Below are 24999 nucleotides of genomic sequence, written 5' to 3' on the forward strand. Positions count from 1 at the left end.
CGGCGCGTCAGCTCCGCCTGGGCTCCTCCTCGGTGAACTCGGCGTCCACCTCCGACTGCGGGCCCTGGGGCCGGCGGGCCACGGTGTCGCCGGCGTCCGGCTCCAGGACTCCGGTCCGCGGCGAACGCGGCGCGGGGTCTCCGGGAAAGGGGCCGCCCACGGAGGCGTGGAAGCCGCCGCCGAAGGTCGTGACGTGCATCGAGCCGTCGCACACCTTGCGCTCCAGGGTGCGCCGCACGCGCGCGGAGATGAGGCGCCGCACGGGCGGCAGCAGGAGCAACAGCCCCACGACGTCGGTGATGACGCCGGGGATGACGAGCAGCACGCCGCCGGCCAGCACCAGCACGCCACTGAGGATGCCTTCCTCGGGCACCTGGCCGCGCGCCATGGACTCACGCCAGTGACGCAGCACCCGCCTGCCCTCCCCTCGGGAGAGCGCGGTGCCTACCAGGCCGGACACCAGCACCCAGGCCAGCGTGGGCATGGGCCCTATCTGCCGGCCAATGACCAGGAGCAGGTAGAGCTCGAGGAACGGCACCACGATGAGGGCGAGGAGGAGGGAGCGGAACACGCTCCCAAGGTAACCCTTCGAGAGGGGCCGTGCCCGTCTTCCGCCACCGCGTCAGCGCCCGCCGAGCTGGCCCACCAGGGAGTCCACCACCAGGTACAGGACCACGAAGATGCCCATGGCGATGAGGACCATGCGCGTGGAGAGCTGGAAGCCTCGGGAGCCCTCCGTCTCCAGCGCGTAGCTGCCCGCACCCATCGCGTCAGGCACGCCGGCCACCTCGCCCGCGTAGCGCGCCGTCCGGACGTACTGCTCCATCACCCCGGCGTCGTCCTTGCTGGTCAGCGCGCGGCCCAGCTGCGGGTCCACCAGCCGGACGCCGGCCTCGGAGGCCAGGGCCGCCGCGGCCTCCACGGCCTCGCGCATCAGGTCGGGGCGGTCCGACAGCGGCACGCGCAGCTCGGTGGCCACCACCTGGCCCCCCTCACGCAGCTCGCCGATGTCGACGTCGCCGTTCTTGAAGGACCACCTGCGCACACCATCCTGCCGAGCGACCACTCCTCGCTCGGAAAGGAGGGCATCCACCCGCGCTGCCTCGTAGGGCGAGCCCGGCGTCATCGTCTGGAGGAGCAACTCGTATCTCACGCGGGTTGCGAGTATACGCCGCGAACGCCATGTCCACCTCCTCCAAGCCCCCCTCCCCGCGCCGAAACGGCAATCGGCCCTCGGGCCCCCCTCCGCAGGGCCGGGGCCGTCCCCACGCCCGCCCCGAGAAGCCCGCCCCGGACCGCACCTCGCCGGAGCTGGGCCCGGACGGCCTCCCCCAGGTGTCGCTGGTGCGCCGCGGCGTGGAGCGCTGGCAGGCCGGCCACCCGTGGATCTACCGCGCGGACCTCAATGGAGACCCCGGGCTGCCCGGCGGCGAGGTGGTGCGCGTGACGGACACCCGGGGGTGGTTCCTGGGCAAGGCCTTCTATTCGAAGCACTCGAAGATTTCCCTGCGCTGGCTCTCCTTCGACGACGTCGCGGTGGACGCGGACTTCTTCCGTGAGCGGCTCCTGGCCGCGGACCGGCTGCGCCAGCTGGCCCTCCCGGGGGAGAAGACGTACCGGCTGGTGCATGGCGAGGCGGACGGCCTGCCCGGGCTCGTGGTGGACCGCTACGGCGACTACCTCAGCGCGCAGTTCCTGGTCCCCGCCATGGAGCAGCGCAAGGCGCTCATCGCCGACCTGCTCCAGGCGCAGTTCAACCCGCGCGGCATCATCAACCGCTCCGACGTGGGCGTGCGCAACCTGGAGGGCCTCACCCCGGAGAAGGGCGTGCTGCGCGGCGAGCACCCCGGCCCGGTGTCCTTCGACGAGGGCCTGGTGAAGATGCGCGCGGACCTGCTGGAGGGCCAGAAGACGGGCGCCTTCCTGGACCAGCGCGAGAATCACGTCATGGCCGCGCACTACGCCCACGGCGAGGCGCTGGACTGCTTCTCCTACGTCGGCGGCTTCGCGCTCCAGCTCGCCACGCGGGCCCGGCACGTCACGGCGATTGAAATCTCCGAGGCGGCCTCGGCGCAGCTTCGGGAGAACGCGGCGGCCAACAAGCTGAGCAACCTGGACGTGGTGGTGGCCAACGCCTTCGACTTCCTCCGCGACGCGGTGGACGACGGCAAGCACTTCGACACCATCGTCCTGGACCCGCCCTCCTTCGCGAAGAACAAGGACGCCATCCCCGCCGCGGTGCGCGGGTACAAGGAAATCAACCTCCGCGCCATGCAGTTGCTGCGGCCCGGCGGCATCCTCATCACCGCCAGCTGCACGTACCATGTGGACGAGCAGGCCTTCGAGGACATGCTCGCCTCCGCCGCCGCGGACGCCCGCCGCCGCGTGCAAATCATCGAGCGCCGCGGCGCCAGCCGGGACCACCCCGTGCTGCTCAACCTGCGTGAGACGCGCTACCTGAAGTGCTTCGTGCTCCGGGTGCTTTGAGGCCACGCCCATGCGGACGCGGGACTGGGACGACGAGGAGGACGACGCGCCCCTGGGGGGCACCCGCGAACGGGAGCGCGCGCTGAAGGAAGTGCGCGCCGTCTACCGCCAGGCGGACGCGGCCTACGCCCCCTACTCCTGCCCGGCCAGCGGCGAGTGCTGCCAGCTGGCCGTCACGAAGCGCCAGCCCTGGCTGTGGGAGCCCGAGTGGGAGCTGCTGTCCCGAGGGCGCCCGCTGCCGCCGCCTCGCGCGGACGGCGGCTGTCCCTACCTGGACGCCACGGGCCTGCGCTGCTCGGTGTACGCGGACCGGCCCTTCGGCTGCCGGACCTTCTTCTGCCAGCGCATCCAAGGCCCCACGCGGCAACCCGCGGAGACGGTGGCCACCCTGCTGGAGCGGCTGGAGCGTGTGTCCCAGCGCGTGGCCCCTTCGCTGAAGGCGCCGCGCCCCCTGTTGGACTGGCATGCGGAGGCCTGGCACGGGACCACGAAAGCTTGAATTGCATCTTTTCAATTCAAGCCTATGCAGGAATTCAAGGCGCGGACGTCCCGTTGATACACAGAAGTGATGAATCACGCATGACCCCAGGAGTGGGAATGACGCTGGGAGTGGTATGCCAGGGGTGGGGACTCTCACAGGCGAAGGACGCGGTACGGGTCCCCTGGCCTTCTGGAGTTCCATTGAAAACCCGGAAAGCGCCGAACCCTTCATCGTGATTTCTCCTCGCTGGCTCGTCGCACCGCAAGAATTCAAGGGAACGCTGTCCGCCGCGGAAGCGGCCGAAGCCATGGCTCGCGGCCTCCGCGAGTCCTCGCCGGAAGTGGTGCTGGACGTGGCGCCGCTCGCGGATGGTGGGCCGGGCACCGTGGAAGCGCTGCTGGCGGGCCTGCGTGGCGAGCGTCGTCAGCAGGTGGTGCGTGGGCCGCTGGGCGCGCCCGTGGAAGCGCACTGGGCCCTGGTGGAGGACGGACGCACCGCGGTGGTGGAGATGGCCGCCGCGTCCGGCCTGTCGCTGCTGGCGCCCGAGGCTCGCGAGGCCTTGAAGGCGTCCACCTACGGCACGGGCGAGCTGATGCACGCGGCGCTGGAGTCGGGCTGCGAGCGCCTCATCGTCTGCCTGGGCGGCAGCGCCACCACGGACGCGGGCACGGGGGCCCTCAGCGCCCTGGGCTTCCGCTTCCTGGACGCGCGGGGACAGCCGCTTGCCCCGGGAGGCGCGGCGCTGGCCCAGCTCGCCCGCGTGGACGCGAGTGGCCGGCATCCCCGCCTGGGCGCCGTGGAGTTGCTGGGCGCCACGGACGTCACGTCTCCCTTGTTGGGGCCAGACGGAGCCGCGCGGCTCTTCGGTCCGCAGAAGGGCGCGGACGCGGCCGGCGTGAAAGCCTTGGAGGCGGCGCTGGCACACGCGGCCACCGTGCTGGGGGACACGTCCGCGGGCTGGCCCGCCGCGGGCGCGGCGGGCGGCTTCGGCTTTGGCCTGCAGGCCCTCGCGGGCGCGCGACTGGTGCCCGGCTACGAGTTGGTGTCACGCGCGCTGGGCCTGGAGCGACGCGTGTTGATGGCGGACGTGGTGCTCACCGGCGAAGGCCGCTTCGACCGGCAGACGGCGCTGGGCAAAGGCCCGGGCGGCATCGCGCGGCTGGCCCGCGAGCAGGGCACGCCGGTGGTGCTCTTCGCCGGACAGGTGCAGCGGGATGAGGGCCTGGCGCTGGACCTCTTCCACGAGGTGGTGGAGCTGAGCGCCCACGCCCAGCCGGGCGAAGCGGCCTCGAAGGTGCTGTGCGAGGCCGCCGCGCGTTGGGCCGCCCAGCGCCTCAAGGGACGCTGAGCCGCGCCGTCACTTCGAGCCAGGCTTCGCCGGTGACGCGCCCGCCAGCTTCCAGTGCACCAGCGCGTCCTTCGTCCCGTCATACATGACGAGCGACGGCGCCCCACCCGTCCACAGCAGCGCCGCGCCCTTCTCCGGGACGGCGCCCAGCGCCAGGGGCGGCTTGAAGGCCGCGCCCACCTGCTGCACGTACAGGTGCGGGTTGCGGCCCGCGCTGTTCAGGACGCGGTAGTAGAGCCAGTCACCCTCGGGTGACAGCGAGCCCAGCGTCACCGATTCACCCGACGCATATCGCGCCAGCCGCACCGTCACCGCGGGCGCGCCTTCCCACGACACGCGCCAGATGCCGGGGTCCTCGGGCTTCTCCTTGCCCTCCTCCCGCTTCGGCGCCACATCACGGCCCAGGGCCACGAGCGCCACCGGCAACGAGGGATGCAGACGCAGCGACTGCACCGCGAGGCCATCCACCACCAGCTTGCGCAGCGCGAGCGCCAGCGGGTGCTCCGGCTGGGGTTTGGCCAAATCCGGCCCGTAGAGCTCCAGCGACGCGCCGGGCTTCTGCACCGCCACCAGCCCCGCGCCCGCGTCCCACTTCACCGCGCCGACGACGGAGCCCAGCTCCAGCGAGCCCTGCTGCACGCGCTTGTCGCCGTCCAGCCGCCAGGTGCGCAGCCGGAAGTCGATGCGGTCCTCGGTGACGTAGTGCGTGGTGTCCTCCAGCTCCACCGCCACCACCTGCGGCGAGTGGGAGACCCAGGCGCCGCGGCTGGCCACCTCTTCCAGACGCCCGGCCATGGACCACGTCTTGGCCAGCTGCCACTTGAGGTCGTACAGCACCAGCCGCCGCGTCTGGAGGTACGCCAGGTGCGTGGGTGACGGCGGCAGCATCGCGTGCAGCTCGCCCCCGGACACCTGCTCCAGGTACTCGTCGTCCACCTCGACGCGGCGCACCTCGGGGCCGGACAGCTCCAGCCGCCAGAGCTTGTCGTTCAGCGTGAGCACCGCCACCGAATCCGGCACGGGCGCCGGAAACACGAGCGCCACCTGGTTCCAGGGAAACGGCGAGGCCTGACGCACGGGCGCCGCGGGCGCGGGCAGCCCGGGCGTCAGCAGGAAGGGGTCCTTGTTGGGCTCCATGGGCGGGCGCTCCTACTTCGCCTTCGTGGTCGCGGAGAACAGCATGGGGCCACTGGCCAGCCCGCCCGCCTTGTCAATCTGCTCCAGCGGGTGCTGCAGGCGCATCAGCGTCGTGAAGTTGTCCTCGAGCTTGTCCACCGGAGCGCCCGTCACCTTGAGCTTCTCCTGGAGCGCCTTGAGGCCCTCCTTCATCTTCGGGGCGACCTCCATCATGCGGTAGTAGCGCATGGGATTGACGATGGCGAACTGGGTGAAGAGGTTCACCTGCGTCGGCAGCTCCTTCTGGATGAACTCCAGCCCACGAATCGTCCGGCTGTACCAGGCCGCGTACTCCACGGGCTCGGCGGTAATCATGTACCAGTCGGTGCCGAACATGACCTTCTTCAGCATCCACGGACTGGACTTGAGGATTTCAGCGAGCAGCTTCCACTTCTGCTTCTCCATCAAGTCCAGATAGGAGATGTCCGTGTAGAAGTTGGGGAACTCGTCGCACAGCTCGACGATGGAGCCAATCCAGCTCTTGTCGTATTGGACCTTCTGGCTGTCCTGCTTGACGGTGAGCCCCTTGCGGAAGTCCCAGAAGGTGCCATCGCTGGCGAAGTGCGCCAGACACAAGCGCAGGTTTGGGTTGTCATTGAGCACCGGGCGCCACGCCTCCGGGTGCACGTAGTTCTCGTAGAAGTAGCGCATCCGGCCCGGATTCAGCAGCTTCTCCTTGGCCTCGATGGCGTCCTCCACGCCGTTGCGCGCGCGGCGGAGCACCAGCGGGAGGTGGCTCTTCCAGCTCGCCTCCAGCTCCGTCACGTAGTCGCGCGCCTTGGTGATGTTCGCGTCCGCGGCGGCGATGGCCTCCTGCGAGGGCCAGTACTTGGGGTCCTTGCGGATGGCCTCGTCCGGCTCATGGTCCAGGTAGAAGCGCCGCTCGTGCGTGTAGAAGCCCGACGGCGTGCAGTGGGTCATCAGCGGGATGTCCTTCGACGCGCACTCGGAGAAGAACCAGCTCAGGATGTCCTTCGCCGGCGCGTGGCGCTCCTTCGGCATGTAGCCCTGCGGGCTGTACATCTTGAAGCCGATGTAGGGCGCGGCCTGGGAGGCCGTCACCACCTTCTTGAAGGGCGCGGCCTTGTCGCCGTTCTTGATGAAGCGGCGCGGCTCGAAGTGATACATCGGCAGCAGCCGGAAGGGGTGCTCCGCCGTCACCTGCTCGGTGTGCCGGAGCTGCCGGCTCCACGTCTCGTGGAGGTCCGCCTCGTCGGACTTCGCGACAATCTTCTCACCCAGGTCGTCGGACTTCGTGCGCCAGCGATAGGTAATGCCGGGCCCGGACTCCGTCTCCTCCTCGGTATAGATGGGGTCGCCCTGGTAGCCAGCCAGGTGGCAGTAGTCCATGTCCATGGTGAGGACGATGGACATGCCCATGTAGGAAGCGCTGGCCTCCGCGTGGCCCTGCGTGGACGCATAGGCCCGCAGGGGCGCGGGGATGGTGTACTCCTCCACGTTGCCCATGCCATCCGCGGCGTAGCCGGTCCGGTCCTGGGCGAGGCTGTCATTGGAGCGCACGGCCTCTTCGCCAATGCGGTGCGTGTCGCGGTGGGACACATCCCCGATGTCGGGCGCGAACGGGATTTTCGCCGCCCAGAAGCCCAGGCGGTTGATCTTCGTGCGGCTGGTGCCCGTGCCGATGAGGAAGCCCAGGCCCTTGTCCTTCATCATCTGCACCAGCGCGGGCATGGGCGTGCAGTTGCCGCTCATGATGTGCATGTGCGCGTCGAAGTGGACGGGCGGCAGGGTGAGCGGCGTCCCCGACGTGGCGATGAGGTTCTGCGGCCCGCCGGCCGTCACCTGGTTCTCCGGCATGTCCGGGATGATGACCCGGTCATCCGCCTTCACCTCATTGGCGCCGCGCGTGGCGCGCAGGCCTCCGTTGTCCGGATGCTCGTAGATGAGCTTCCATTCCTTGAACCCGTACTTCTGCGCGATTGAGTCGGGGGAGTCCCCGTCCTTGACGACGTACGTTTCCATCGCTGGCCTATCCGAAATGGCGCGTGTGCCCGCGCGGGCAGGTACGGCTCAGGAACCCTTGTTGATGCGGCCTGACATCTCCGGGAAGACGACGCGGTAGTCGCCGGGCGGGACCTTCTCCACCACGCCCTTCCCGCTCCCGTCCACGCGGCCCTTCTTGATGCTGCCGTCGGGCATGTGCAGCTCGAAAAGCTGGTCCTTGATGGGCTTGCCGTCCACGCCCTTGAGGTTGAACTCGACGTTGACGGGGTCCGGGTCCTTGAAGTGCTCCAGCGCCTTCGCCTCGCGCGAGTCGCTCTTGAGCGAACCGGCCGCCTCCATCTTCACCTTGCCGCCCTTGATCTTCACTTCCTTGCCGTCGACGGTGAGCGTCTTGAGGGCGAAGGTCACCTTGCCGGACTTCTCCATCTTCAAGATGAGGTTGTCCCCGACGAGCAGCGAGAAGGTGTCTGCCTTCAGCTCGAACTTCTTGGCCAGACCCGCCATGGCCTCGGTGACGTAGATGCCGGTGGTCTTCCCGATGTCCTCTTCCCAGTCCTTGCCGATGGTCAGCGTGAGCTGGCCCTTGGTGCGCAAGTCCCAGTCCGCGCCGACGTCCACCGTCTTGTCCTTGGCGACCGTCTCCTGCCGCGAGCCCAGCACGTGCTCGGTGTGCGCGGCGGCGACCTCGAGGCCGCGCGCGCCGCCGGTGGCCTCGTTGTAGGCCAGCGCCACGTTGACGCTGTAGACGCCGCCAATGGTGGTGGCCTTCGCGGCGCCCACGTTCTCCATGGCGCCCTGGAGCACCAGCGCGGTGAGGTTGCCTCCCACCGTCATCGTCTGGTTCCCCTCCACTTCCTCGTCGTGGGACAGCGTCGTCCGGGTGGAGCGGTTGCCCTGCACCAGCAGCGTCTGGTTCTGCTCGACGACGCCCACGTCGTCCAGGCCCACGCGCAGCTCCTGGTTGCCCTCCACCGTGCGCTCGCGGTCCTTCTTCACCAGCAGGTCCTCGAAGCCCGTCACCTGCTGGTCCTTGTCATTCTCCGTCAGCAGGTCCTCGTCCTTCTGCGCGTGGGTGAAGACCTCCTCCTGGCCCGCCGCGTCCTCGACGCGGACCTCGTTGAAGCCGTCGCTGCCCAGGCTGGAGGCGCTCTTGCGCGTCGACTTCGTCTTCTCCGCGGGCAGGCCATACGGCACCGTGTTGGTGCCGTTGTACACGGCCCCCGCCACCAGCGGCCGGTCCGGGTCGCCTTCCAGGAAGCGCACCACCACCTCCTGGCCAATTCGCGGCAGCCACACGTCACCCCACGCCGGGCCGCCCCACGGCTGGCCCACTCTCACCCAGCACGACGACTTCTCGTCGCGCTTGCCCTCCCGGTCCCAGTGGAACTGCACCTTGATGCGCCCGTGCGCGTCGGTGTGAATCTCCTCACCCGCGGGGCCCACCACCGTGGCCGTCTGCGGGCCCGCGAGCTGCGGCAGCGGCGTCAGGCGCCGGGGCCGGTAGGGCACCGCCTTGGGCAGCAGCTGGAACTGGTTGCGGTACAGGCCCTGAATCGCCTCGCTGCCCGCGCTGACGTCCGGCTGCGTGCCTGAATGCACCACCTCCGTCACCAGGTACTCACCCGCGAAGGTGCCGTCCTCCGGCGACTGCACCTCCAGCAGGTACCCGGGCGTCAGGCGCGGCGCCACGCCCTGTCCCATCAGCGTGCGCCCGCCCATGCTGGCCGCCTCCGTGCGCACGTTCGTCGCCGCCTTGCCCACGCCCGGCGCCACGTAGCCCGCCGGGTAGTCGTAGAGCTCCAGCTCCGTGACACCTTCGGGCGCCTGCGCCTTGCCGGAGATGTCCAGGCTGGGCTTCTCGAAGTCGTAGTCCTTCAGGTGCACGGCGCCGGGACGCAGCCGGTGCACCACCTCCAGCGCGGAGAGGTACTCGCCTTCCACCACCTCCTTGCCCAGGCTGGGACGCAGCGGCAGCTGCAGGCCCTGCGGCAGCGGCGCGTGCGTGCTGGGCTTGTCTCCCAGCACCAGCGTGTGCCCGTCCTCGGCGTGCTCGAAGAAGTAGAAGATGCCTTCCCACTCCATGAGGCGGCTGAGGAAGGCGAAGTCGCTCTCCCGGTACTGCACGCAGTACTCGCGGGGGGCGTAGCTGCCGGACAAGGCCAGCCGCGTCTTCACGCCCGCCTCTCCCAGGACGGCATTGAGGATGTCCGGCACGGACTTCTGCTGGAAGATTCGGCTGCGGTGGTGCTGGGTGAGCCGCCACAGCCGGGGCACCACGTGCGCCCGGTAGCGCCGGCGGCCCGTCTTCATGCCCAGCGACTCCACCTCGCGCACCCAGCCATGCACGTAGCGCGGCGCGCTGTCGCGGATGGCGAGCGTGAGCAGCGCGTCCTGCTCCAGCAGCTCGCTGGTGGCGATGGGCTCGCCATCCTTGGCGAAGAAGTCCACCCGGAAGTCGAACAGGTGGCTCAACGCCTCGGTGCCGGAAATGCCCGAGACACTCAGCGCATCAGCGCCGTGTGAGCCGAGCTGCACCGTGAACGCAGGCGGATTGAACTGAGCGGCCATGACTCCCCCTTCACCGACGCGGAGGTCCCCAGCCTCGCCGGGAACGAACGGGAGATTCTACCACACGCGGGGTACGTGGGCGCACTCGCTCGGAATGCCGCCCGGCTACCCCTCCAGCGGGTCCGAGGTCCGGACCACCCGCATCCCCGCCGCCTGGAAGTCCCGGAGGGCCTCCTTCGCCAGCCGGGGGAAGTCCAGCGAGGCGGGCAGCGGCTCCAGGGGGGGCGCCGGCACCGGACTCATGGCGTCCTCCAGGATGTGGATGCGGCCCATCCTCGAAGGGTCCGTCCGTTCGATGTGACGCCGCAGGTCCAGCAGCGTGTTCAGCACGCAGTGGGAGCTGGCCTGGCCGAACACATAGACGCGGTCGAAGGACATCAGGTGCTCGAAGAGGCGCGTATTGAAGGCCCCGACCTGCTGCCCCTTCACCTCCGTCACCTCGGGCGACAACACGGAGTAGTTCTCCGTGAGCGGGTGCTCCCCCTTCAGCTCGAAGTGCGTGGGCACGTCGCGCACCAGGGCGTGGAAGAGGCTCGCCTCGAAGACGGACGGCACCAGCGCGTGGCTCAGGCCGCCCAGCATCGCGTGGAAGGGCCAGACGGTGAGCACGTACCGGCCGCTGGCCTCCAGTTGCTCGCAGTAGGCCAGGCTCTCCTCGTGGGAGCGCGTGGCCCGCCACCGGCCGGAGCGCACGTCCGACGCGGTGATGGCCGTGAGCGGCGGCGGCGGCCGGCCCTCCGCGTCCCGCCACCAGGACGGATGGAACACGTGGTACGCCCGGTGGGTGTCCAGCGAGAACACCAGCTCCGTCACCCGGTCCAGGTTCGCGTAGAGCCAGCGCAGCGCGCGCTGGGTGTCCTCCACCGCGCCGGGCACGAAGAGGCTGGCGCCCGGCGTGCAGAAGGCCACCTGCACGTCGATGCCGAACGCGGCGATGCGCGTCGCGTCCTCGCGCGCGGGGCGGATGCGGTGCTCCGCCACGTAGCGGAGGGCCTCCTCCGCCACCTCCGCGCCACGCTCCAGGAAGAGCTGGCTGACGCGGGCGTCCTCGTGGAAGCGGGGAATGGGTAAGGGCATGTCGGCCTCAGCGCTGCTGCTGGGGAAAGTGGCGGCGGTGCAGCGCATCCACCAGCGCCTGCGTCGCGGCGGTGTAGGCCACGCGCGCCTCGGCCGCCTGCTCCCGCGCCCCCACCAGCGACGGAGTCTCCGGCGCGCTCTCCATGAGCGGGATGTAGCCGTCCGGGACGGGCTCGCCCACCTGGCCCACCAGCCCGATGGGCCCCGAGCCATGGCGGCGGCGGAAGAGGACGGGCTCGCCGGGGATGCTCTTCTTGCCCTCGGCCAGCTCGTTGCCGAACTTCATCACCGGCGTGTTGCCCGTGCGCGACAGCTTGTAGATGGCGGCGACCTTGTCCCGGGTGAGCGGGCAGTCCATCGTCCGCGCGACGATGTGGCCGCCGTAGCCGTAGAACTGGGCCGACGGCTCCCAGCCCACCTGCCGCCGCAGCTCCTCGAACTCTCGCGTGGCCTCCGCGTCCAGTCCGTCCTCCAGGATGTTGACGGGGCGAATCCCCAAATCCCGCGCCCGCGTCACCGCGTAGAGGTACTGGAGCTTCTTGTTGCCGGAGTCGAAGCGGATGGAGTCGTTGTTGCCGGGCTCCTCCTGGATGAGCTGGAAGGCCGCGGGGATTCCGGACGTGAGCGTGTCGAAGGTGTCCAGCAGGTAGCTGGAGCGCTGCGGTCGGCGCTCGCGCATGGCGCGGAACGCGGCCTCATCCGAGCCATAGCGCTGGATGTGCTCGTGCCCCATGGTGCCCACCGGGGCCATGCCCAGCTTCGCCGCCCCGTCCACGTTGGAGGTGCGCATGACGCCGGCGTCCTTGCAGCTTCGCAGCGCCAGCTCGTGCTGCTCCAGACAGGTGGCCGCGCGCAGGCCCACCTCGAAGATGCGGGACGGGTCCTCGACGATGTCCACCAGCTCCTTGACGGTGGCGAAGACGCGCCTGGCGTAGCCCTCAGCGTCCACGGTGATGGGCACCGCCTTCACACCCACCGCGTCGAGCGTCTCCAGCGCGATGGCCTTCTGCGCGTCGCACGTCACGGTGGCCAGCGCGCGGGCCAGCGCGTCCCGGTCCGACAACGCCAGGGTGGCCACCTGGATGCGGAAGTTGAGCTGGAGCAACAGCGGCTCCACCCAGGACACCAGGGCCGACGGGCCCGTCAGCGTGAGGATGGGCTCGCGCGGGTAGAAGAGCGCGCCCTTGGGGATGGCGCGGATGCTGAGCTTCTCACGGCGGAGGATGGCCGCCTTGAACCCCACGCCCATCTCATAGTCGTACCGGCCCAGGTAGTCGTAGTCCTCCGCCTTGGGCTCAGGGATGAGCGACTGGACGAAGGCCGCCACGTCGAGCGGCATCACCTGGAGCCCCCCCCGCCGGTGCGAGTAGTAGAACGTTTCCCGACGAAGCGGCCAGCCAGCCTCCGCCATGCTGAACTTGTAGCCATCCGTCGCGAGCAGCGAGGTCGACATCCTGGGGTCCTTCCTCCGATGTCGTGAAGAGTAAACGCGTCAGGGTTGCGTTTCCTAATCGCCCCTCGTGGATTCCCCGGGCATGACGTGAAAGCGGGGTTAAATGGAGGCGCATGTCCCGTGAGCCCACCAGACGCCTGCTGCCAGCGCTCGTCGCGAGCCTGGGCGTGCATGGGCTCCTGTGGCTGGCCCTGGAGGGCGGGGAGCCCGTCACGCGGCCACCTCCGCCTGACTTGCCACCGGCCCTTGAATGGGTCGACGTGGAGGTGGCGGAGGCCCCTCCGGAACCCGCCTCGCCGCCCAGGTCCACCGGCACTGCGCGGCTCAAGCGCGGCCCAGCGCCTGCCCACGCGAGCGCCCAGTCCGCCCACGACACGCCCGTCGCCCCCCAAGCGGACGCGCAGCCTGAACGTGACGCGGAGGTTCCTGACACGGCGCCGGCAAGCCGCCACTTCGAGGACGCGCCCCTGGCGGGCTCACCTCCCACGGACATTCCCCGCGCCAACGCCGCCCCAGGCTCGCGGCTGTTGCTCGCGGCCCGTCAGGTCACCGCGCTTTCAGGAGCGCACCCGGGTGTGGCGGCGGAGCTCGACGGCGGCGGCGTGGACCCGCATGCGCCGCCTTCGGCCCAGGCCCTGGTGGAAGAGCTGGTGTCCGAAAGCGTGGGCCGAGGCCGGGTGGAACGCGGGCTGGTGCACCCGTACTACGGACAGCTCGGCAAGGCGCTGATGAAGGCGTGGGACGCCGACCGCGCCGTGAAGGAGCACGGCCTCCAGGGCTACTTCGACATGGGCATGGAGCGAGGCCGCGCGTACTCGCGCATCTGGAGGGAGCGCGCGTCGGACTACGGCGCGTCGGGCTCGTTCGCCGCGAAGAATGGCCCGGGCGAGGACCGGCGCAGGCCGCTCAGCACGGCGGGAGACCCCACGCTCAATACCCGCCGCGAGCTGCGCCAGCAGATGCGCCAGGAGTTCCGCACCACGCGCCGTGCCCTCATCCGCGTCATCCAGGACACGAAGGGGAACCTCGTGGACGTGCACCTCCTGGAGCCCAGCCACGAGCCCCAGGTCGACAAGGAGGCCCTCAAGGACGTGCGCGCCATGGCGGAGAAGCTGCCCCCGCCGCCGGACGAGGCCGTGGGCGGCCGCTCGCGGCTCACCAGTGTCTGGGAGTTCGAGCTGCTCATCTCCATCAGCCCTCCCGTCCCCACCTTCAGCTTCGAGTTCGACGAAGCGCTCGGCTTCATCGACGCCCGCCTTCCGCTGGACCGCCGCATCTACAAGCGCGTGCGGCTGGTCGAGGTCCGCTGAGCCGGCTCAGGACGCGCGGGACTTGCGCGCCGTCTTCGCCTTGGCCTTCGCGGGCCTGGCGACCTTCGCCTCCACCGCCGCGCCACGCGCGCGGCCGGAGCGCGCCGTCGTGGTGCCCTGCGGGCCGTAGAGGCGCGCGTAGTCCTTCATGCTGCGCTTGATGACCTCGAGCGCCTCCGGCTGGTCGTAGACCTCGGCGATCTCCACGCTGCGCTTCCCCTCACCGGGAATCTGCTTGTAGGTGAGGAAGTAGTGCTTGAGGCGGTCGAGCAGCGCGCGCGGAAGCTGCGCGATGTGCTGCAGCTCGCCGTACACCAGGTCGGACTCCAGCACCGCGATGATTTTGTCGTCGGCCTCGTCGCCGTCGACCATGCGGAAGCCGCCGATGGGAATCGCGCGCACCAGCAGGTTGCCGCTGGAGATGACCTTCTCCGTCAGCACGCAGACGTCGATGGGGTCCCCATCGCCCTTGATGTCCTTCAGGCCCGTGCGCTCGGCGCAGCGCTTCGCCACCAGCTCGTCGCAGTACGTCCGCGGGATGAAGCCGTAGAGCGTGGGGCACTGGCTGCTGAAGCGCTGCGGGCGGTCCAGCTTGAGGATGCCGGACTCCTTGTCCAGCTCGTACTTCACCGCGTCCGTGGGGACGATTTCGATGTACGCGGTGACGATTTCGGGGGCGTCCTCACCCGGGGTGATGCCGTGCCACGGGTGCGCCTGGGAGGTGGTCTGGATTGGCTTCTTCATGGCGTGTCTCCAGCTGGCGCGTGAGCGCGTCGCGGTCCTGCATCGTCAATCCCTGGGTGGGAAGGGGCTTGCCCACCCTCCAGGCGCTTGCGAATCAAACGAACTCGTGGGCGGGGAAGAGGAGCACGTCCGAGATGCGCTGGACCCCGAGCAGCAGCATCAGGATTCTATCAAGCCCGACGGCGATGCCCGCCGAGGGTGGCATTCGCCCTACCGCGTCAAGGAACCGCTCGTCCAGAGGATACACGGCCCGGCCCAGCTGGCGCCTGAGCGCCTGTTCTTCTGTCAATCGCGCGCGCTGTTCCACGGGGTCCGTCAGCTCGGAGAACCCGTTCGCCAGCTCCAGCCCCTTGGCATACAGCTCCACCCGCTCCGCCACCGTGGTGTCACCGGGCTTCAGCCGGGAGAGCGCCGCCATGGACGCCGGGTACTCAATCAAGAAGGTGGGCCGCTCGTGGCCCAGGCCGGTCTCCACCTTCTGGAGGAAGAGGTGGAAGAAGACGTCGTCGAACGTCTCCGCGTCTCCGGTGCGCACCCCGGCCGCCTCCGCCGCCCGCTTCAACGACGGGCCGTCCGCGTGCTGGCGGAGGTCCACCCCGGTGGCGCGCAGCACCGCGTCACGCACCGTCAGGCGCTCGTAGGGGGTGCGCGTGAAGAAGGCCGGGTCCGCCCCGGGCTCCCCTTCCGTCGCGCCGCGGCCGGCCTCCGCCAGCGCCCCTTCCAGGTCATCCATGATGGCGTGGTAGTCCGCGTGGGGCCGGTAGAACTCCAGCATCGTGAATTCCGGATTGTGGGTCGGGGAGACCTCCCCATTCCGGAACACCTTGCACAGTTGGAACAACGGCCCGGCCCCATCCGCGAGCAGCCGCTTCATGGCGTACTCGGGGCTGGTGTGCAGATAGAGCGTCCGCGCGGAGCCCACGTCCGTCTCCGGGATGAAGCCGGCCTCGAACGGGTTGATGTGCGGCTCCATCCCCGGGGTGGGGATGAGCAGGGGCGTCTCCACCTCCAGATAGCCATGGGCGGCGAAGAAACGTCGCAGGGCGGAGTAGAGGGACTGGCGTCCCCGGGCGGCCCGCCATTGAGAAAGATTGGGCATGGGCAGCGCGCAAGTAACATGAGGAGCCACATGCACCCAAGGATTCCCCTGCTGCTGGCCTTCGCCTGCTGCCTCACTGCCTGCCCCAAGGGCCCGCCCGCTGATGGCCGGCAGGTCCTCTCCAAGCAGCAGCAGCTCGAGGCGGACGTCAGCGCCATGTCCTCGAAGGCTGAAACCCTCCTCGAAGCCCAGAGCCGCCTGGTGTGGGACTTCTGGACGGCGGGCCGCCACGTGGACGTCGCCGCCACCTACGCCGGACAGGAGGCGCTCTTCACCCTCGAGAACATCCGGAGAATCGACCGGCTGCGCCAGCTCACGGACGACGCCCGCGAGGTGCGCGCCCTCACCGCGCTGCACTCGCACTTCGCCGGCGAGTACCTGTCCCACGCGCTGGCCGAGTTCAACGACGCGGCCGCCAACCTGGAGGCGTCCCTCACCTTCCCCGTGGACGGGAAGGACGTGCGCTACCGGGACCTGGAGCGGCTGCTCGCCAACGAGCGCACGGTGGCGCGGCGCCGGGCCCTGTACGCCGCGGCCACGCCCGCGATTGAGCGGCTCAACCAGACGCTGCGCCGCCGCGAGGAGCGCGCGGAGGCGTTGGTGCGGGAGCTGGGCTTCGCCTCCTACGAGGCCTTTGGCAGCGAGCTGCGACAGGCGGACCTGGGACGGCTGAGCGTGCTGGCGGAGGAAATCCTCCAGGCCACGCAGGCCCCCTACCGCGTGGTGATGGAGCGGCTGAGCCAGCGCGAGCTGGGCATGCCGTTCAAGGACATCACCCGCGCGGACATCCCCCGCCTGTTCCGCTCGCGCGAGGTGGAGGACGCCTTCCCCAAGGGCGAGTCCCTGCTCAAGGCCCACGGGACGCTGTCCGGCATGGGCCTGGACCTGGGGGAGCTGTCCAACGTCACCATCGACGCGCGGGACGTGAAGGGCAAGAGCTCACGTCCCCTGGCGCTGGCGGTGCGCGTGCCCTCCGACGTGCGCATCTCCTTCAAGCCGGGCACGGGCGTGCTGCACCAGGCGCGCGTGCTCCACGAGTTCGGCCACGCGCTGCACGCGGCCTTCACCACGGAGACGCGCTTCGAGCTGGCGCGCCTGGGCAACCCCACCGTGGGCGAGGCCTACTCCGCCCTCTTCGAGGACCTGGCAGAGGACCCGGTGTGGCTGGAGGAGCACGCGGGCGTCAGCGGCGAGCAGCGCGCGCAGTACCTGGCCGCGTCCAGCGCGCACAAGCTGTACCTCATCCGCCATGCCGCGGGCCGGCTGCTCTACCAGTTGGAGCTGCACCGCCGCGTGGAGGCCGACCCGAAGGCGCTGTACCGCGAAGTCATGTCGCGCACCGACGACATCCCGATGACGGACGAGGACACCGAACGGTACCTCGTGGACCAGGAGGACTTCTTCCAGTCCGCGGACAGCTTCCGCGCGTGGTTCCTGGCGGGTCAGCTCCAGGCGCAGCTCAAGGCGCGCTTTGGCCCCGCGTGGTGGCGCACGTCGCAGGCGGGCGAGTTCCTCAAGACGCTGTGGGCCAAGGGCAACGGCCTGTCCGCGCGCGAGGTGGCCCAGGCCATTGGGGAGAAGGGCATCGAGCCGGACGTGCTGCTGCTGCGGCTGGGCACCACGCTCCAGGTGCCCATGAAGCTCAACCTCGAAGGCGTGGAGGACGCCATCCTCCCCGCCGCGCCCGGACTGGAGGACTTCACCCAGCCCCCGCCCGCGCCGGGGCTGGAGGACTTCAGCGCGCCCCCCGCCCCGCCCGCGCCGGCGCCCTAGAAAGGACCGAACGCCGCTTCCAGGTGCTGGCGCACGTGCGTGGGCCGCTGCGTGGCGTAGTCACGCATCGCGTCCACGTAGTAGCGCCACGACGCCAGGGACACCGGATAGCCCCAACGCTCGATGTGCGCGGGCATCTCCGCGGCGACCAGGTCGGTCAGCGACGCCAGGTGCGCCGTCACGCGCTCCTCGCGGAAGGTGTTGTCCAGGTGCCACAGGAAGCGCGACACGAAGCGGCTCTTGAAGTCCGCGTTCGTCATCAGCTTGCGGATGAGCAACACGGACCACTCCGGGAGCGATTCATCCGTCAGCACCCGGGCCAGTGCGTCGTAATCCGCGTCGCCCAGGAAGGCCCCGTCCAAGTCGTAGAGCAGCCAGCGCCAGCGGCCGTCCTTCGCGGCGGGCCCCTGGGCCTCTGGCTCCACGTAGCGCCAGAACTTGACGTTGTTCTGGGGCCAGTCGGGGTTCGCGAAGAAGATCTCCGCGATTTGATAGTCGATGAAGTCGTCCACATCCATCATCGACTCCACGTGGGCCAGGTTCTCCGGCAGCGAGAGGTCGTTGCTCCGGACGAAGTCCAGCAGCGCCAGGTAGTGCGACTCGTCGCCTTCCTCGCCGGTGTCGAGCACCCCGTTCAGCTCCAGGATGGCCACCTTCTTGCGGTCGATGCCGTGGCGCGACGCGAGGTAGTACTCGTCATACCGCTCGCGAAGCTCATGCAGGCCCCAGTACTCGCCGTTGAGGTACAGGACGGTGGGGCGGCAGGCCTGCAGGTGCAGCGCCGTCTCCCGCAGCAACTCCTGGAGCGCGCAGTCGCGAATCTTGGAGTACAGCAGGTCCTGGCCCGACGTGCGGACGATGAGCCGCGTGTACTCGTCCAGCGTCTCGTCGGGGAACACCGCCGCGCGGAACGTCTTCGGCCCGTAGTCCTCCTTCGCGTACAGGCGCAGGCTCTTGTGCGGCAGCGCCGCGCTGCCCGAGCCGTGGATGCGCACCCCCGCCCCCTGCGAAATCACCGGCTGGCCGTCCACCTCGAACCACTCCACGTGGAGGGGGCGCTCCCAGTCCTTGCCACTCTGGTGATAGTTGCCGTTGCCCCATATCCAGTCCGGCATGGGGTCCTCCGCGTGAATCCGCCCAGGGACGTAGATGCCGTGCTCGAAGCCGAAGAAGTGCTCCGCGTCCACCGTCAGGGACATCACCGGCAACGGACCATGTGAGCTGTCGATGAGATAGCTCCGCGTGCCGGAGGCGCCCACGGGCGTGGCGTCCTGGAACTGCTGGAACCGCACCACCGCGGCGCGGCCCACCGGCCCGCGGGGCGGCAGCCACCGCCAGTCCACCGGCGTCTCCGGAGGATTCGTGGGAATGCGTGACAGGGGCGCGGGCTCGCCCTCTGAGCGCATCAGCACCAGCGGCGAGGTGTAGCGGGGCGAGTCGGCTGTCGGCGTCGAACCATCCAGCGTGTAGCGCGTCGTCGCGGACTCGCTCGTGGGCAGCGTCAGCAGGGACGGTGCCTGATAGAGCGCGTGCGGCGTGTCGAAGTCCAACGGCTGGAGCGCCAGCGACGCGCGGGCCGGCGTGCCCGAACCGTCATGCGCCACCACGTCGATGGCGTGCATCCTCGCGGCGGGCAGCCATTGGATGCTCCACTGGTCACCGTGCACCTCGGCCCAGCCGAGCAGCACGCCGTCCACGTAGACTTCCACGGCCTTGATGTCACCTTGCCCCTGGATGGTGCCCCGCAGGAGCCTGGTCGCGTTGTCCATGCCGTCGATGGACACGTACGGAACGGACTGCTCTTCCCGCGGGCCTTCAATGGGCGCAGCCGGCGGAACATCCTCACGGCAGGCGACCAGTGAAACCGTGAGCGCCCACAGCACCGAGCGGGACCTGTAGCGAAACGTCCTCAATGCCTTGTCTCCCTGGGAACCAACGGCCAGCATGGCTGGCACGGGGACGTCCGGCCCGCGGGGACACACCCCTCCCGCGACACGTCCCATACGCGCCCGTGCACGGCGCACGCCTTCCGAGCCCCAGGTGAGGCGCCCCGAAACGCACACCGCACGACGACCGCGGCGCCCCCTGTGTAGCGCAGGGAACATTTGAGGTCCATCCCACCCCAGTGCACGTCGGGAAAAGTACGAGAGCCCCCGCCCGGTGTCGGACGGAGGCTCTGGGGACCGCTGGGGAACACGAAGGGCACTACAGGAGCTTCATCAGCTCCGCGCGCTTCGCGTTGTACTCCTCGTCACTGAGGACGCCCGCGTCCTTCAGCTCCTTGATTTCCTTCAGGCGCTGCGCGGGGCTGCGCGTGTCCGCCGGGGGCGCCGCGGGCGCGGGCTCCGGGGGCCGCTGCTGGTGCGGCTGCTGGTTCATGAACTGCTGGGCCATGCCGAAGCCCATGCCCATGCCCATGCCGCCCAGCGCGTTGCCCGCGCCGCCGCCGCCGTCACCGCCCTTGGCCATGCCCTCGGCCGCGCCGAGCATCGCCTGGCCCTGCGCGTACTGCTGGAAGCCGCCGGCCAGGCGCGAGTACGCCACGTCCTTGCCCAGCTTCTTCAGCGTCGCCTCGTCCTCCTCCTTGATGGAGACGTGGAAGTTGCCCATCCGCACCACGGTGAGGCCGTAGCCGTCCACGTGGGGCTTGAGCCCGGAGATGACCTCCGTCTCAATCTCCTCGGTGTACGCGCCGCTCGTCACGTCGAGCAGCGGCCAGCGCTTCTTGACGAGCAGCTCCGCGATGCGGTCGCGCGTCACCTTCAGCACCTGGTTCTTGAACCAGCCGAGCAGCTCTTCATTGCCGGTGCGGCCCATGCCCACCAGGCCCACCACCAGGCGCTCCGGGTCCGTCACGCGGATGGAGAAGTCGCCGTACACCATGGTGCCAATGCCCAGGCCCGTCTCCGGGTCGCGCACGTCACCGATGGGGCCGCCGAACTTCACGCCGGCGAACTCCCGCGTGGAGACGAAGAAGACTTCGGAGATGAAGAGGTTGCCGCCCGTGAAGCCTTCCATGAGGCGGGACAGGAACGGGATGTTGTTCGTGTCCAGCGAGTGACGGCCGGGCCCCAGCTTGCCCTCCACCTTGCCGTCCTTGACGAAGAGGGCGACCTCGTCCGCATCGACGGTGAGCTGGGTCAGCATCCGGACGTTGTTCTCCGGATACTTGTAGATGATGTCGCCCTTCGCTGAATCCGCCCGGGCGATGAAGTTGCGCTTCGCCTCACCCTTGATGCTGTCGAAGATACCCATTGCCGTCAGCGCCTCCGTGGCCGCATTGGCAGCCGGTCAACCCGCACCCGCCACCTCAACCCCATTTAAGAGCATGGCATCCAGGACGAAAGCGCGCGCGCTCACATCCCAGCACCTGCCCGCAACATGCCAGTTTCACTGGCGAAAGCCTAGCCGCTCGGCAGGCTGGATGCTCTGGAAAGCGGCGGCCGGCGGCCGCTAGCCCCAGCGGCTCACCAACCGCTCGCGGTCCAACAGGCGGATACTGGCCCACAGCAGGAGGGCGTCCAGCACCAGCACCACGGCGCCCTGGAGCAGGTAGTAGGCGAAGCCCGACTTGAGGACCCCCGCCACCTGGCCGCCCATCAGCCCCACCAGGGGCAGCAGCACCAGCGCGGCGAGCTGCTGGGCCATGCGCGCCTCGCTCACCCGCGCGGAGATGAGCACCGCCACCCCGTTGCCGAAGAAGGCGAACAATGGCGCGATGACGAACACGCCGAAGGTCCACATCGCGTTCGGCATCAGCGGCGCCTTCACCAGCGGCCACGCGGCGATGTCCACCCCCACGCAGAACACGATGAAGGCCGCCCACGTAATCGCCACGGCGGGCACCAGCGCCGCCAGACTCTTGCCCGCCACCAGCTCCGTCGCCGTCACCGGCGAGGCCAGCAGCGGCTCCAGCGTCCGCCGCTCCTTCTCCCCCGCCACGCTCTGGGACGCGATGAGGATGGGCACGAACACCGGCATCACCAGGAACATGCCGAACCAGTCGGAGAGCGTCTTGTCGATGAGGAAGCGCGCGGCGCTGGCGCCAAACGGCAGCGTCGGCTCATAGAAGAGCGCCACGCTGCGCAGGTCCGCGTCGTGGGGGGTGCGCACGTACGTCCACACCACGCCGATGGGCACCAGCACCATGACGACCGGCAGCACCGTCATGGACACCAGCAAGCCCACGTTCGTCCGCAGGTCCAGGAGGTCCTTCCAGAACACCGCCAGGGCCCGCTTCGGATGGAACGCCATGGGCTACCCCCTCCCCTCGCGCAGCAGCTCCAGGTAGACCTCTTCCAACGGGCGCTGCGTGGGCACCGCGCTGTGCACCCGCGCGCCCGCGCTCACCAGACACGCCACCACGTCGGGCGCGTGCGCGTCCTCCGCCAGCATGACGCGCAGGCGCGGCCCTTCAGCCAGCGCGCTGGGCGCGAAGGGCAACTGGGCCAGCGCGCCGCGAAAGCGCTCCGCCTCCCCCTCCACGCGCACCTCCAGCGCCTGCCCGGCGTGCCGCAGCTCGCGGATGGGACCCATGGCCAGCAGGCGGCGCTTCACCACCGCCACGCGCTCGCACAGGCGCTCCACCTCCGACAGGTTGTGCGAGCACAGGATGATGGTGCGCCCCTCCGACGCCAGCTCCGCCACGGCGTCGCGCACGGTGCGCGCGGACTCGGGGTCCAGGCCGCTGGTAGGCTCGTCCAGGAAGATGACCTTCGGGTCGTGCACCAGCGTCCGGACGATGGCCAGCTTCTGCCGCATGCCCTTGGAGAAGCCGCCCACCGGCTCCTGTTCACGCCCGCCCAACCCGAAGCGCTCCAGGTAGTGCCGGGCCCGGGGCCAGGCCGCGGCTTCATCCAGCTCATGCAGCTTCATGAAGAAGCGCAGGTTCTCCCGCGCGGTGAGCCTGTCATAGAGGCCGGGCTGCTCGGTGAGCAGGCCCACCACCTTGCGCAGCGGCTCGCCGTCCCCGTCCACACGGTGGCCCCACACGGTGGCCTCGCCCTCGGTGGGCCGCAGGAGCCCCGTGAGCATGCGCACCGTGGTCGTCTTCCCCGCGCCGTTGGGCCCCAGCAGGCCGAATACCTCGCCGGGCCGCACGTGGAAGGACAGCGCCTCCACGGCCACCCGGTCTCCGAAGCGCTTCCCCAGGCCCTGGACGTGGATGCCGCTCAATCGATGGTCACCAGGAGGAACTTGTTGTTGATGTCGCGGTCCACCGGCGTCACGACCTTGTCCGAGCCCACCGAGGTGCGCAGCAGGTTGAGCCGGTTGTGCTCCACCAGGGCCCACTCGCGACCCGGGCGCTGCGCCAGGGCGCGCATGCGCGCGTTGGCGTCCGACGCGCGGTACTGCTCCACCGTGTTCTGCGAGTAGAGCGTCTCGCCGCGCCAGTTCATCATGTACGCGACGATGGGCTCGCCCTCCTGACGCTGCGCGTAGTAGCGCCAGAAGAGGTCACGCTGCGTCCAGTGGTGGGACAGGTCCACCCAGTGGCTCCAGTTGAACCAGAGGGCCATGCCCGCCGCGAGCACCCAGAAGGTGCCGAACAGCATCGCCCGCGCCCGCATCAGCGCCGCCACCACCGCCATGCCGCCCGCCACCGCGAAGGTGAAGCCCAGCGACTTCTTGATGTTGACGGGCTCCGACAGCGCCTTGAGCAGCGAGTCCGCCGCCGCCGGCTGACGGAAGCCCCGCACCGCGAACGCGATGCCCACCACCGCCAGCACGCCGGCCAGCATCTGGAGCGCCGCGCGGCCCTCCGCCCCCGGCCGCATGGACTCCCACGCCAGGTAGCCAGCCACCACCAGCACCGCCACGCCCACCAGCGCCTTGGCGGACACCTGCGCCTGGGCGCTCACCGCGCCCAGCGTCGCCACGCCGCCCAGGAGCAGCATCAGCGCCACGGCGCGCGCGCTCGGCGTCGTCCGGGCCCGCCCCTTCGCGGAGAAGGCGTCGAAGGACAGGTAGACGCCGAAGGCCAGCAGCACCAGCGTCACCAAATCCCCTGTCCACAGCGGGCGCGACGTGAAGAACGCGATGGGCTTCGTCACCAGGTCCTGCGGATAGGGCCGGTCGTAGTTGTAGACGAACAAGTCGGTGAAGATCTTCGGGTTCTCCGCGAGGTTCTTCCCCACCAGGACGAAGAGCATGAAGCCGAAGATGAGGCTCACCGCGTGCGCGGAGATGCCCTCCTCCCACAGCCGGTCGATGAAGAGCGCCAGCAGGACGGCCACGCCCGGCAGCACCGGGAAGACGTAGTGGTGGAACTTGGTGGCGCTGGACGACAGCAGCCAGAAGGAGAAGGCCACCCACAGCACCGCGATGATGGCCAGGTGGTCCGCCGCCTTCTCCGAGCGCAGCCTCAGCCGCGCCACCACCGAGAAGGCGCCGGGCAGCAGCGCCACCCAGGGGAAGATGGCGAAGCCGCCCTGCTCGATGAAGTAGATGAACGTGCCGCCCGGCGTGGTGGTGTGCACGCCCGCCGTGAGGCGGTTGAGGTGGTCATGGACGAAGAAGCGGTACCAGAAGAGCTTTCCCTCGTCGTCCACGGAGCCGAAGAGGGACAACGTCAGGTACCAGGGGCCCGCCACCGCGAAGAACACCAGGATGCCCGTGCCCAGGTGCATCTTGAACATCTGCCCCCACAGCACGGGCATGGGCTGACGGCCCTCTCGCACGTCCTTGCGGAAGCGGGACTGGGTGAGCCACTTCAGGTGCGCGTCCAGGCTGTCGCTGTCCCAGGGGATGACGGACAGGGCCGCGTACAGCATCAGGATGACGGCGGGCAGGCCCACGCCCAGCAGGCCCTTGGCCAGCGCGGACAGGCCGGCGAAGAAATAGAAGCCGTACCACCAGGCGGCGCGGTGCTTCGTCGTCGCATCCAACTGACCGATGAGCGCGCACGCCATGGCGCAGATGAACGTCGTGACGAAGGGCGTGTCCGTCACCGTCTGCCGCGTGAGCAGGAAGTACAGCGGCATGGTGGCCAGCACGAAGCCGGTGGCCAGGCCCGCGCGCCGGGACACCACGCGCGCCACCGCCAGGGACAGCAGCGCCACCGCGGTGATGCTCTGGACCGCGAAGGGCATCCGCATGCCCCACTCCATGTAGCGGCCCAGCACCCCGCCAGGGTTCACCGCGCCCGCGGCGTTCATGCCCAGCGCCTGCATCCACATGGTGAGCGGCGGCTTGGAGAAGAACCACGAGCCTTCCCAGAAGGGATACACGTAGTCCTGGCGGACAATCATCATCCGCGCCACTTCGCCGTAGTGCGTCTCCCAGCAGTCCCAGAGGCCCACCGCGCCCAGGTAGGGAAGGAAGAGCAGGGCCGCGAAGCCCGCCGTGGCTGTCACGACGCGCAGGCTGAAGGACAGCTCCAGCCACCGCTTCGCCCACTTCGCCTGGAAGAAGTCCTTGCCGAGGATGGCCTCGGCGAAGGTCTGCTCCCGCTGCTGTTCGACTTCGCTCTCCACGGACTGAAGCTCCTTGAGTCGTTCCGGGCGGTGGGCGGCCCAC

19 protein-coding genes are annotated in these 24999 nt (G+C 69.6%); 5 read left to right on the forward strand and 14 right to left on the reverse strand.

Going from position 1 to position 24999, the window contains the following annotated elements; genetic code table 11:
- Window positions 1-7: 7 nt before the first annotated feature.
- Both KGD87_RS17125 and KGD87_RS17130 read right to left on the reverse strand, forming a co-directional pair.
- Window positions 8-571 (reverse strand): FxsA family protein, encoded by a 564-nt coding sequence (locus KGD87_RS17125; protein ID WP_284668472.1) that lies wholly within the window; start codon window positions 569-571, stop codon window positions 8-10.
- A 51-nt stretch (window positions 572-622) separates the two neighbouring features.
- Window positions 623-1153: a hypothetical protein gene (locus KGD87_RS17130; protein WP_163787655.1), complete on the reverse strand. Its 531-nt coding sequence runs from the start codon at window positions 1151-1153 to the stop codon at window positions 623-625.
- A gap of 29 nt (window positions 1154-1182) precedes the next feature.
- Here KGD87_RS17130 and KGD87_RS17135 point away from each other — a divergent pair, with 29 nt between their 5' ends.
- The 3 genes from KGD87_RS17135 (at window position 1183) to KGD87_RS17145 (ending at window position 4316) form a co-directional block, all read left to right on the forward strand.
- Window positions 1183-2487 carry a class I SAM-dependent rRNA methyltransferase gene (locus KGD87_RS17135; protein WP_284668473.1) on the forward strand — a complete coding sequence of 435 codons (1305 nt, stop codon included), beginning with the start codon at window positions 1183-1185 and terminating at the stop codon, window positions 2485-2487.
- 10 nt (window positions 2488-2497) lie between these two features.
- Entirely contained in the window at window positions 2498-2986 is a 489-nt protein-coding gene (locus KGD87_RS17140) for a YkgJ family cysteine cluster protein (protein ID WP_284668474.1), read from the forward strand.
- Window positions 2987-3200: 214 nt separating this feature from the next.
- The gene (locus KGD87_RS17145) at window positions 3201-4316 is read left to right on the forward strand and encodes a glycerate kinase (RefSeq protein ID WP_284668475.1); all 1116 of its coding nucleotides are present in this window, start codon (window positions 3201-3203) and stop codon (window positions 4314-4316) included.
- A gap of 9 nt (window positions 4317-4325) precedes the next feature.
- Here KGD87_RS17145 and KGD87_RS17150 read toward each other — a convergent pair whose 3' ends face one another.
- From KGD87_RS17150 to KGD87_RS17170, 5 genes are all read right to left on the reverse strand, one after another.
- A complete protein-coding gene (locus KGD87_RS17150) occupies window positions 4326-5453 on the reverse strand; it encodes a hypothetical protein (RefSeq protein WP_284668476.1) in 1128 nt (375 codons plus the stop codon).
- 12 nt (window positions 5454-5465) lie between these two features.
- Window positions 5466-7475, reverse strand: coding sequence for an amidohydrolase family protein (locus KGD87_RS17155; RefSeq protein ID WP_284668477.1), 2010 nt, complete (start codon window positions 7473-7475; stop codon window positions 5466-5468).
- A 48-nt stretch (window positions 7476-7523) separates the two neighbouring features.
- Window positions 7524-10025, reverse strand: coding sequence for a type VI secretion system Vgr family protein (locus tag KGD87_RS17160; RefSeq protein WP_284668478.1), 2502 nt, complete (start codon window positions 10023-10025; stop codon window positions 7524-7526).
- A gap of 105 nt (window positions 10026-10130) precedes the next feature.
- Window positions 10131-11102 carry a nicotinamidase gene (locus tag KGD87_RS17165; protein WP_284668479.1) on the reverse strand — a complete coding sequence of 324 codons (972 nt, stop codon included), beginning with the start codon at window positions 11100-11102 and terminating at the stop codon, window positions 10131-10133.
- 7 nt (window positions 11103-11109) lie between these two features.
- Window positions 11110-12555 (reverse strand): nicotinate phosphoribosyltransferase, encoded by a 1446-nt coding sequence (locus KGD87_RS17170; protein WP_284668480.1) that lies wholly within the window; start codon window positions 12553-12555, stop codon window positions 11110-11112.
- A 113-nt stretch (window positions 12556-12668) separates the two neighbouring features.
- Here KGD87_RS17170 and KGD87_RS17175 point away from each other — a divergent pair, with 113 nt between their 5' ends.
- A complete protein-coding gene (locus tag KGD87_RS17175; protein ID WP_284668481.1) occupies window positions 12669-13865 on the forward strand; it encodes an energy transducer TonB family protein in 1197 nt (398 codons plus the stop codon).
- A 6-nt stretch (window positions 13866-13871) separates the two neighbouring features.
- Here KGD87_RS17175 and KGD87_RS17180 read toward each other — a convergent pair whose 3' ends face one another.
- Complete coding sequence (locus tag KGD87_RS17180; RefSeq protein WP_284668482.1) at window positions 13872-14609, reverse strand: inorganic pyrophosphatase; 738 nt, start codon at window positions 14607-14609, stop codon at window positions 13872-13874.
- A 94-nt stretch (window positions 14610-14703) separates the two neighbouring features.
- Window positions 14704-15708, reverse strand: a complete 1005-nt coding sequence (epmA, locus tag KGD87_RS17185; RefSeq protein ID WP_163782648.1) for an EF-P lysine aminoacylase EpmA — start codon at window positions 15706-15708, stop codon at window positions 14704-14706.
- A 30-nt stretch (window positions 15709-15738) separates the two neighbouring features.
- On the opposite strand from epmA, the gene KGD87_RS17190 reads away from it, so the two are divergent.
- Window positions 15739-17481: a gluzincin family metallopeptidase gene (locus tag KGD87_RS17190; protein ID WP_284668483.1), complete on the forward strand. Its 1743-nt coding sequence runs from the start codon at window positions 15739-15741 to the stop codon at window positions 17479-17481.
- Here KGD87_RS17190 and KGD87_RS17195 read toward each other — a convergent pair.
- From KGD87_RS17195 to KGD87_RS17215, 5 genes are all read right to left on the reverse strand, one after another.
- Window positions 17478-19394 carry a CotH kinase family protein gene (locus tag KGD87_RS17195; RefSeq protein WP_284668484.1) on the reverse strand — a complete coding sequence of 639 codons (1917 nt, stop codon included), beginning with the start codon at window positions 19392-19394 and terminating at the stop codon, window positions 17478-17480. The two genes, KGD87_RS17190 and KGD87_RS17195, sit on opposite strands and share 4 nt — an antisense overlap.
- A 292-nt stretch (window positions 19395-19686) precedes the next feature.
- A complete protein-coding gene (locus tag KGD87_RS17200) occupies window positions 19687-20736 on the reverse strand; it encodes an SPFH domain-containing protein (RefSeq protein ID WP_284668485.1) in 1050 nt (349 codons plus the stop codon).
- Window positions 20737-20934: 198 nt separating this feature from the next.
- Window positions 20935-21735 (reverse strand): ABC transporter permease subunit, encoded by an 801-nt coding sequence (locus KGD87_RS17205; RefSeq protein ID WP_284668486.1) that lies wholly within the window; start codon window positions 21733-21735, stop codon window positions 20935-20937.
- Window positions 21736-21738: 3 nt separating this feature from the next.
- On the reverse strand, window positions 21739-22656 hold the full coding sequence (locus KGD87_RS17210) for an ABC transporter ATP-binding protein (protein WP_284668487.1): 918 nt from the start codon (window positions 22654-22656) through the stop codon (window positions 21739-21741).
- Window positions 22653-24956: an ArnT family glycosyltransferase gene (locus tag KGD87_RS17215; protein WP_284668488.1), complete on the reverse strand. Its 2304-nt coding sequence runs from the start codon at window positions 24954-24956 to the stop codon at window positions 22653-22655. The genes KGD87_RS17210 and KGD87_RS17215 overlap by 4 nt, the downstream gene beginning before the upstream one ends.
- Window positions 24957-24999: the final 43 nt, after the last annotated feature.

It is taken from the genome of Myxococcus sp. SDU36 (assembly GCF_030168875.1).
Classification (GTDB): domain Bacteria; phylum Myxococcota; class Myxococcia; order Myxococcales; family Myxococcaceae; genus Myxococcus; species Myxococcus vastator.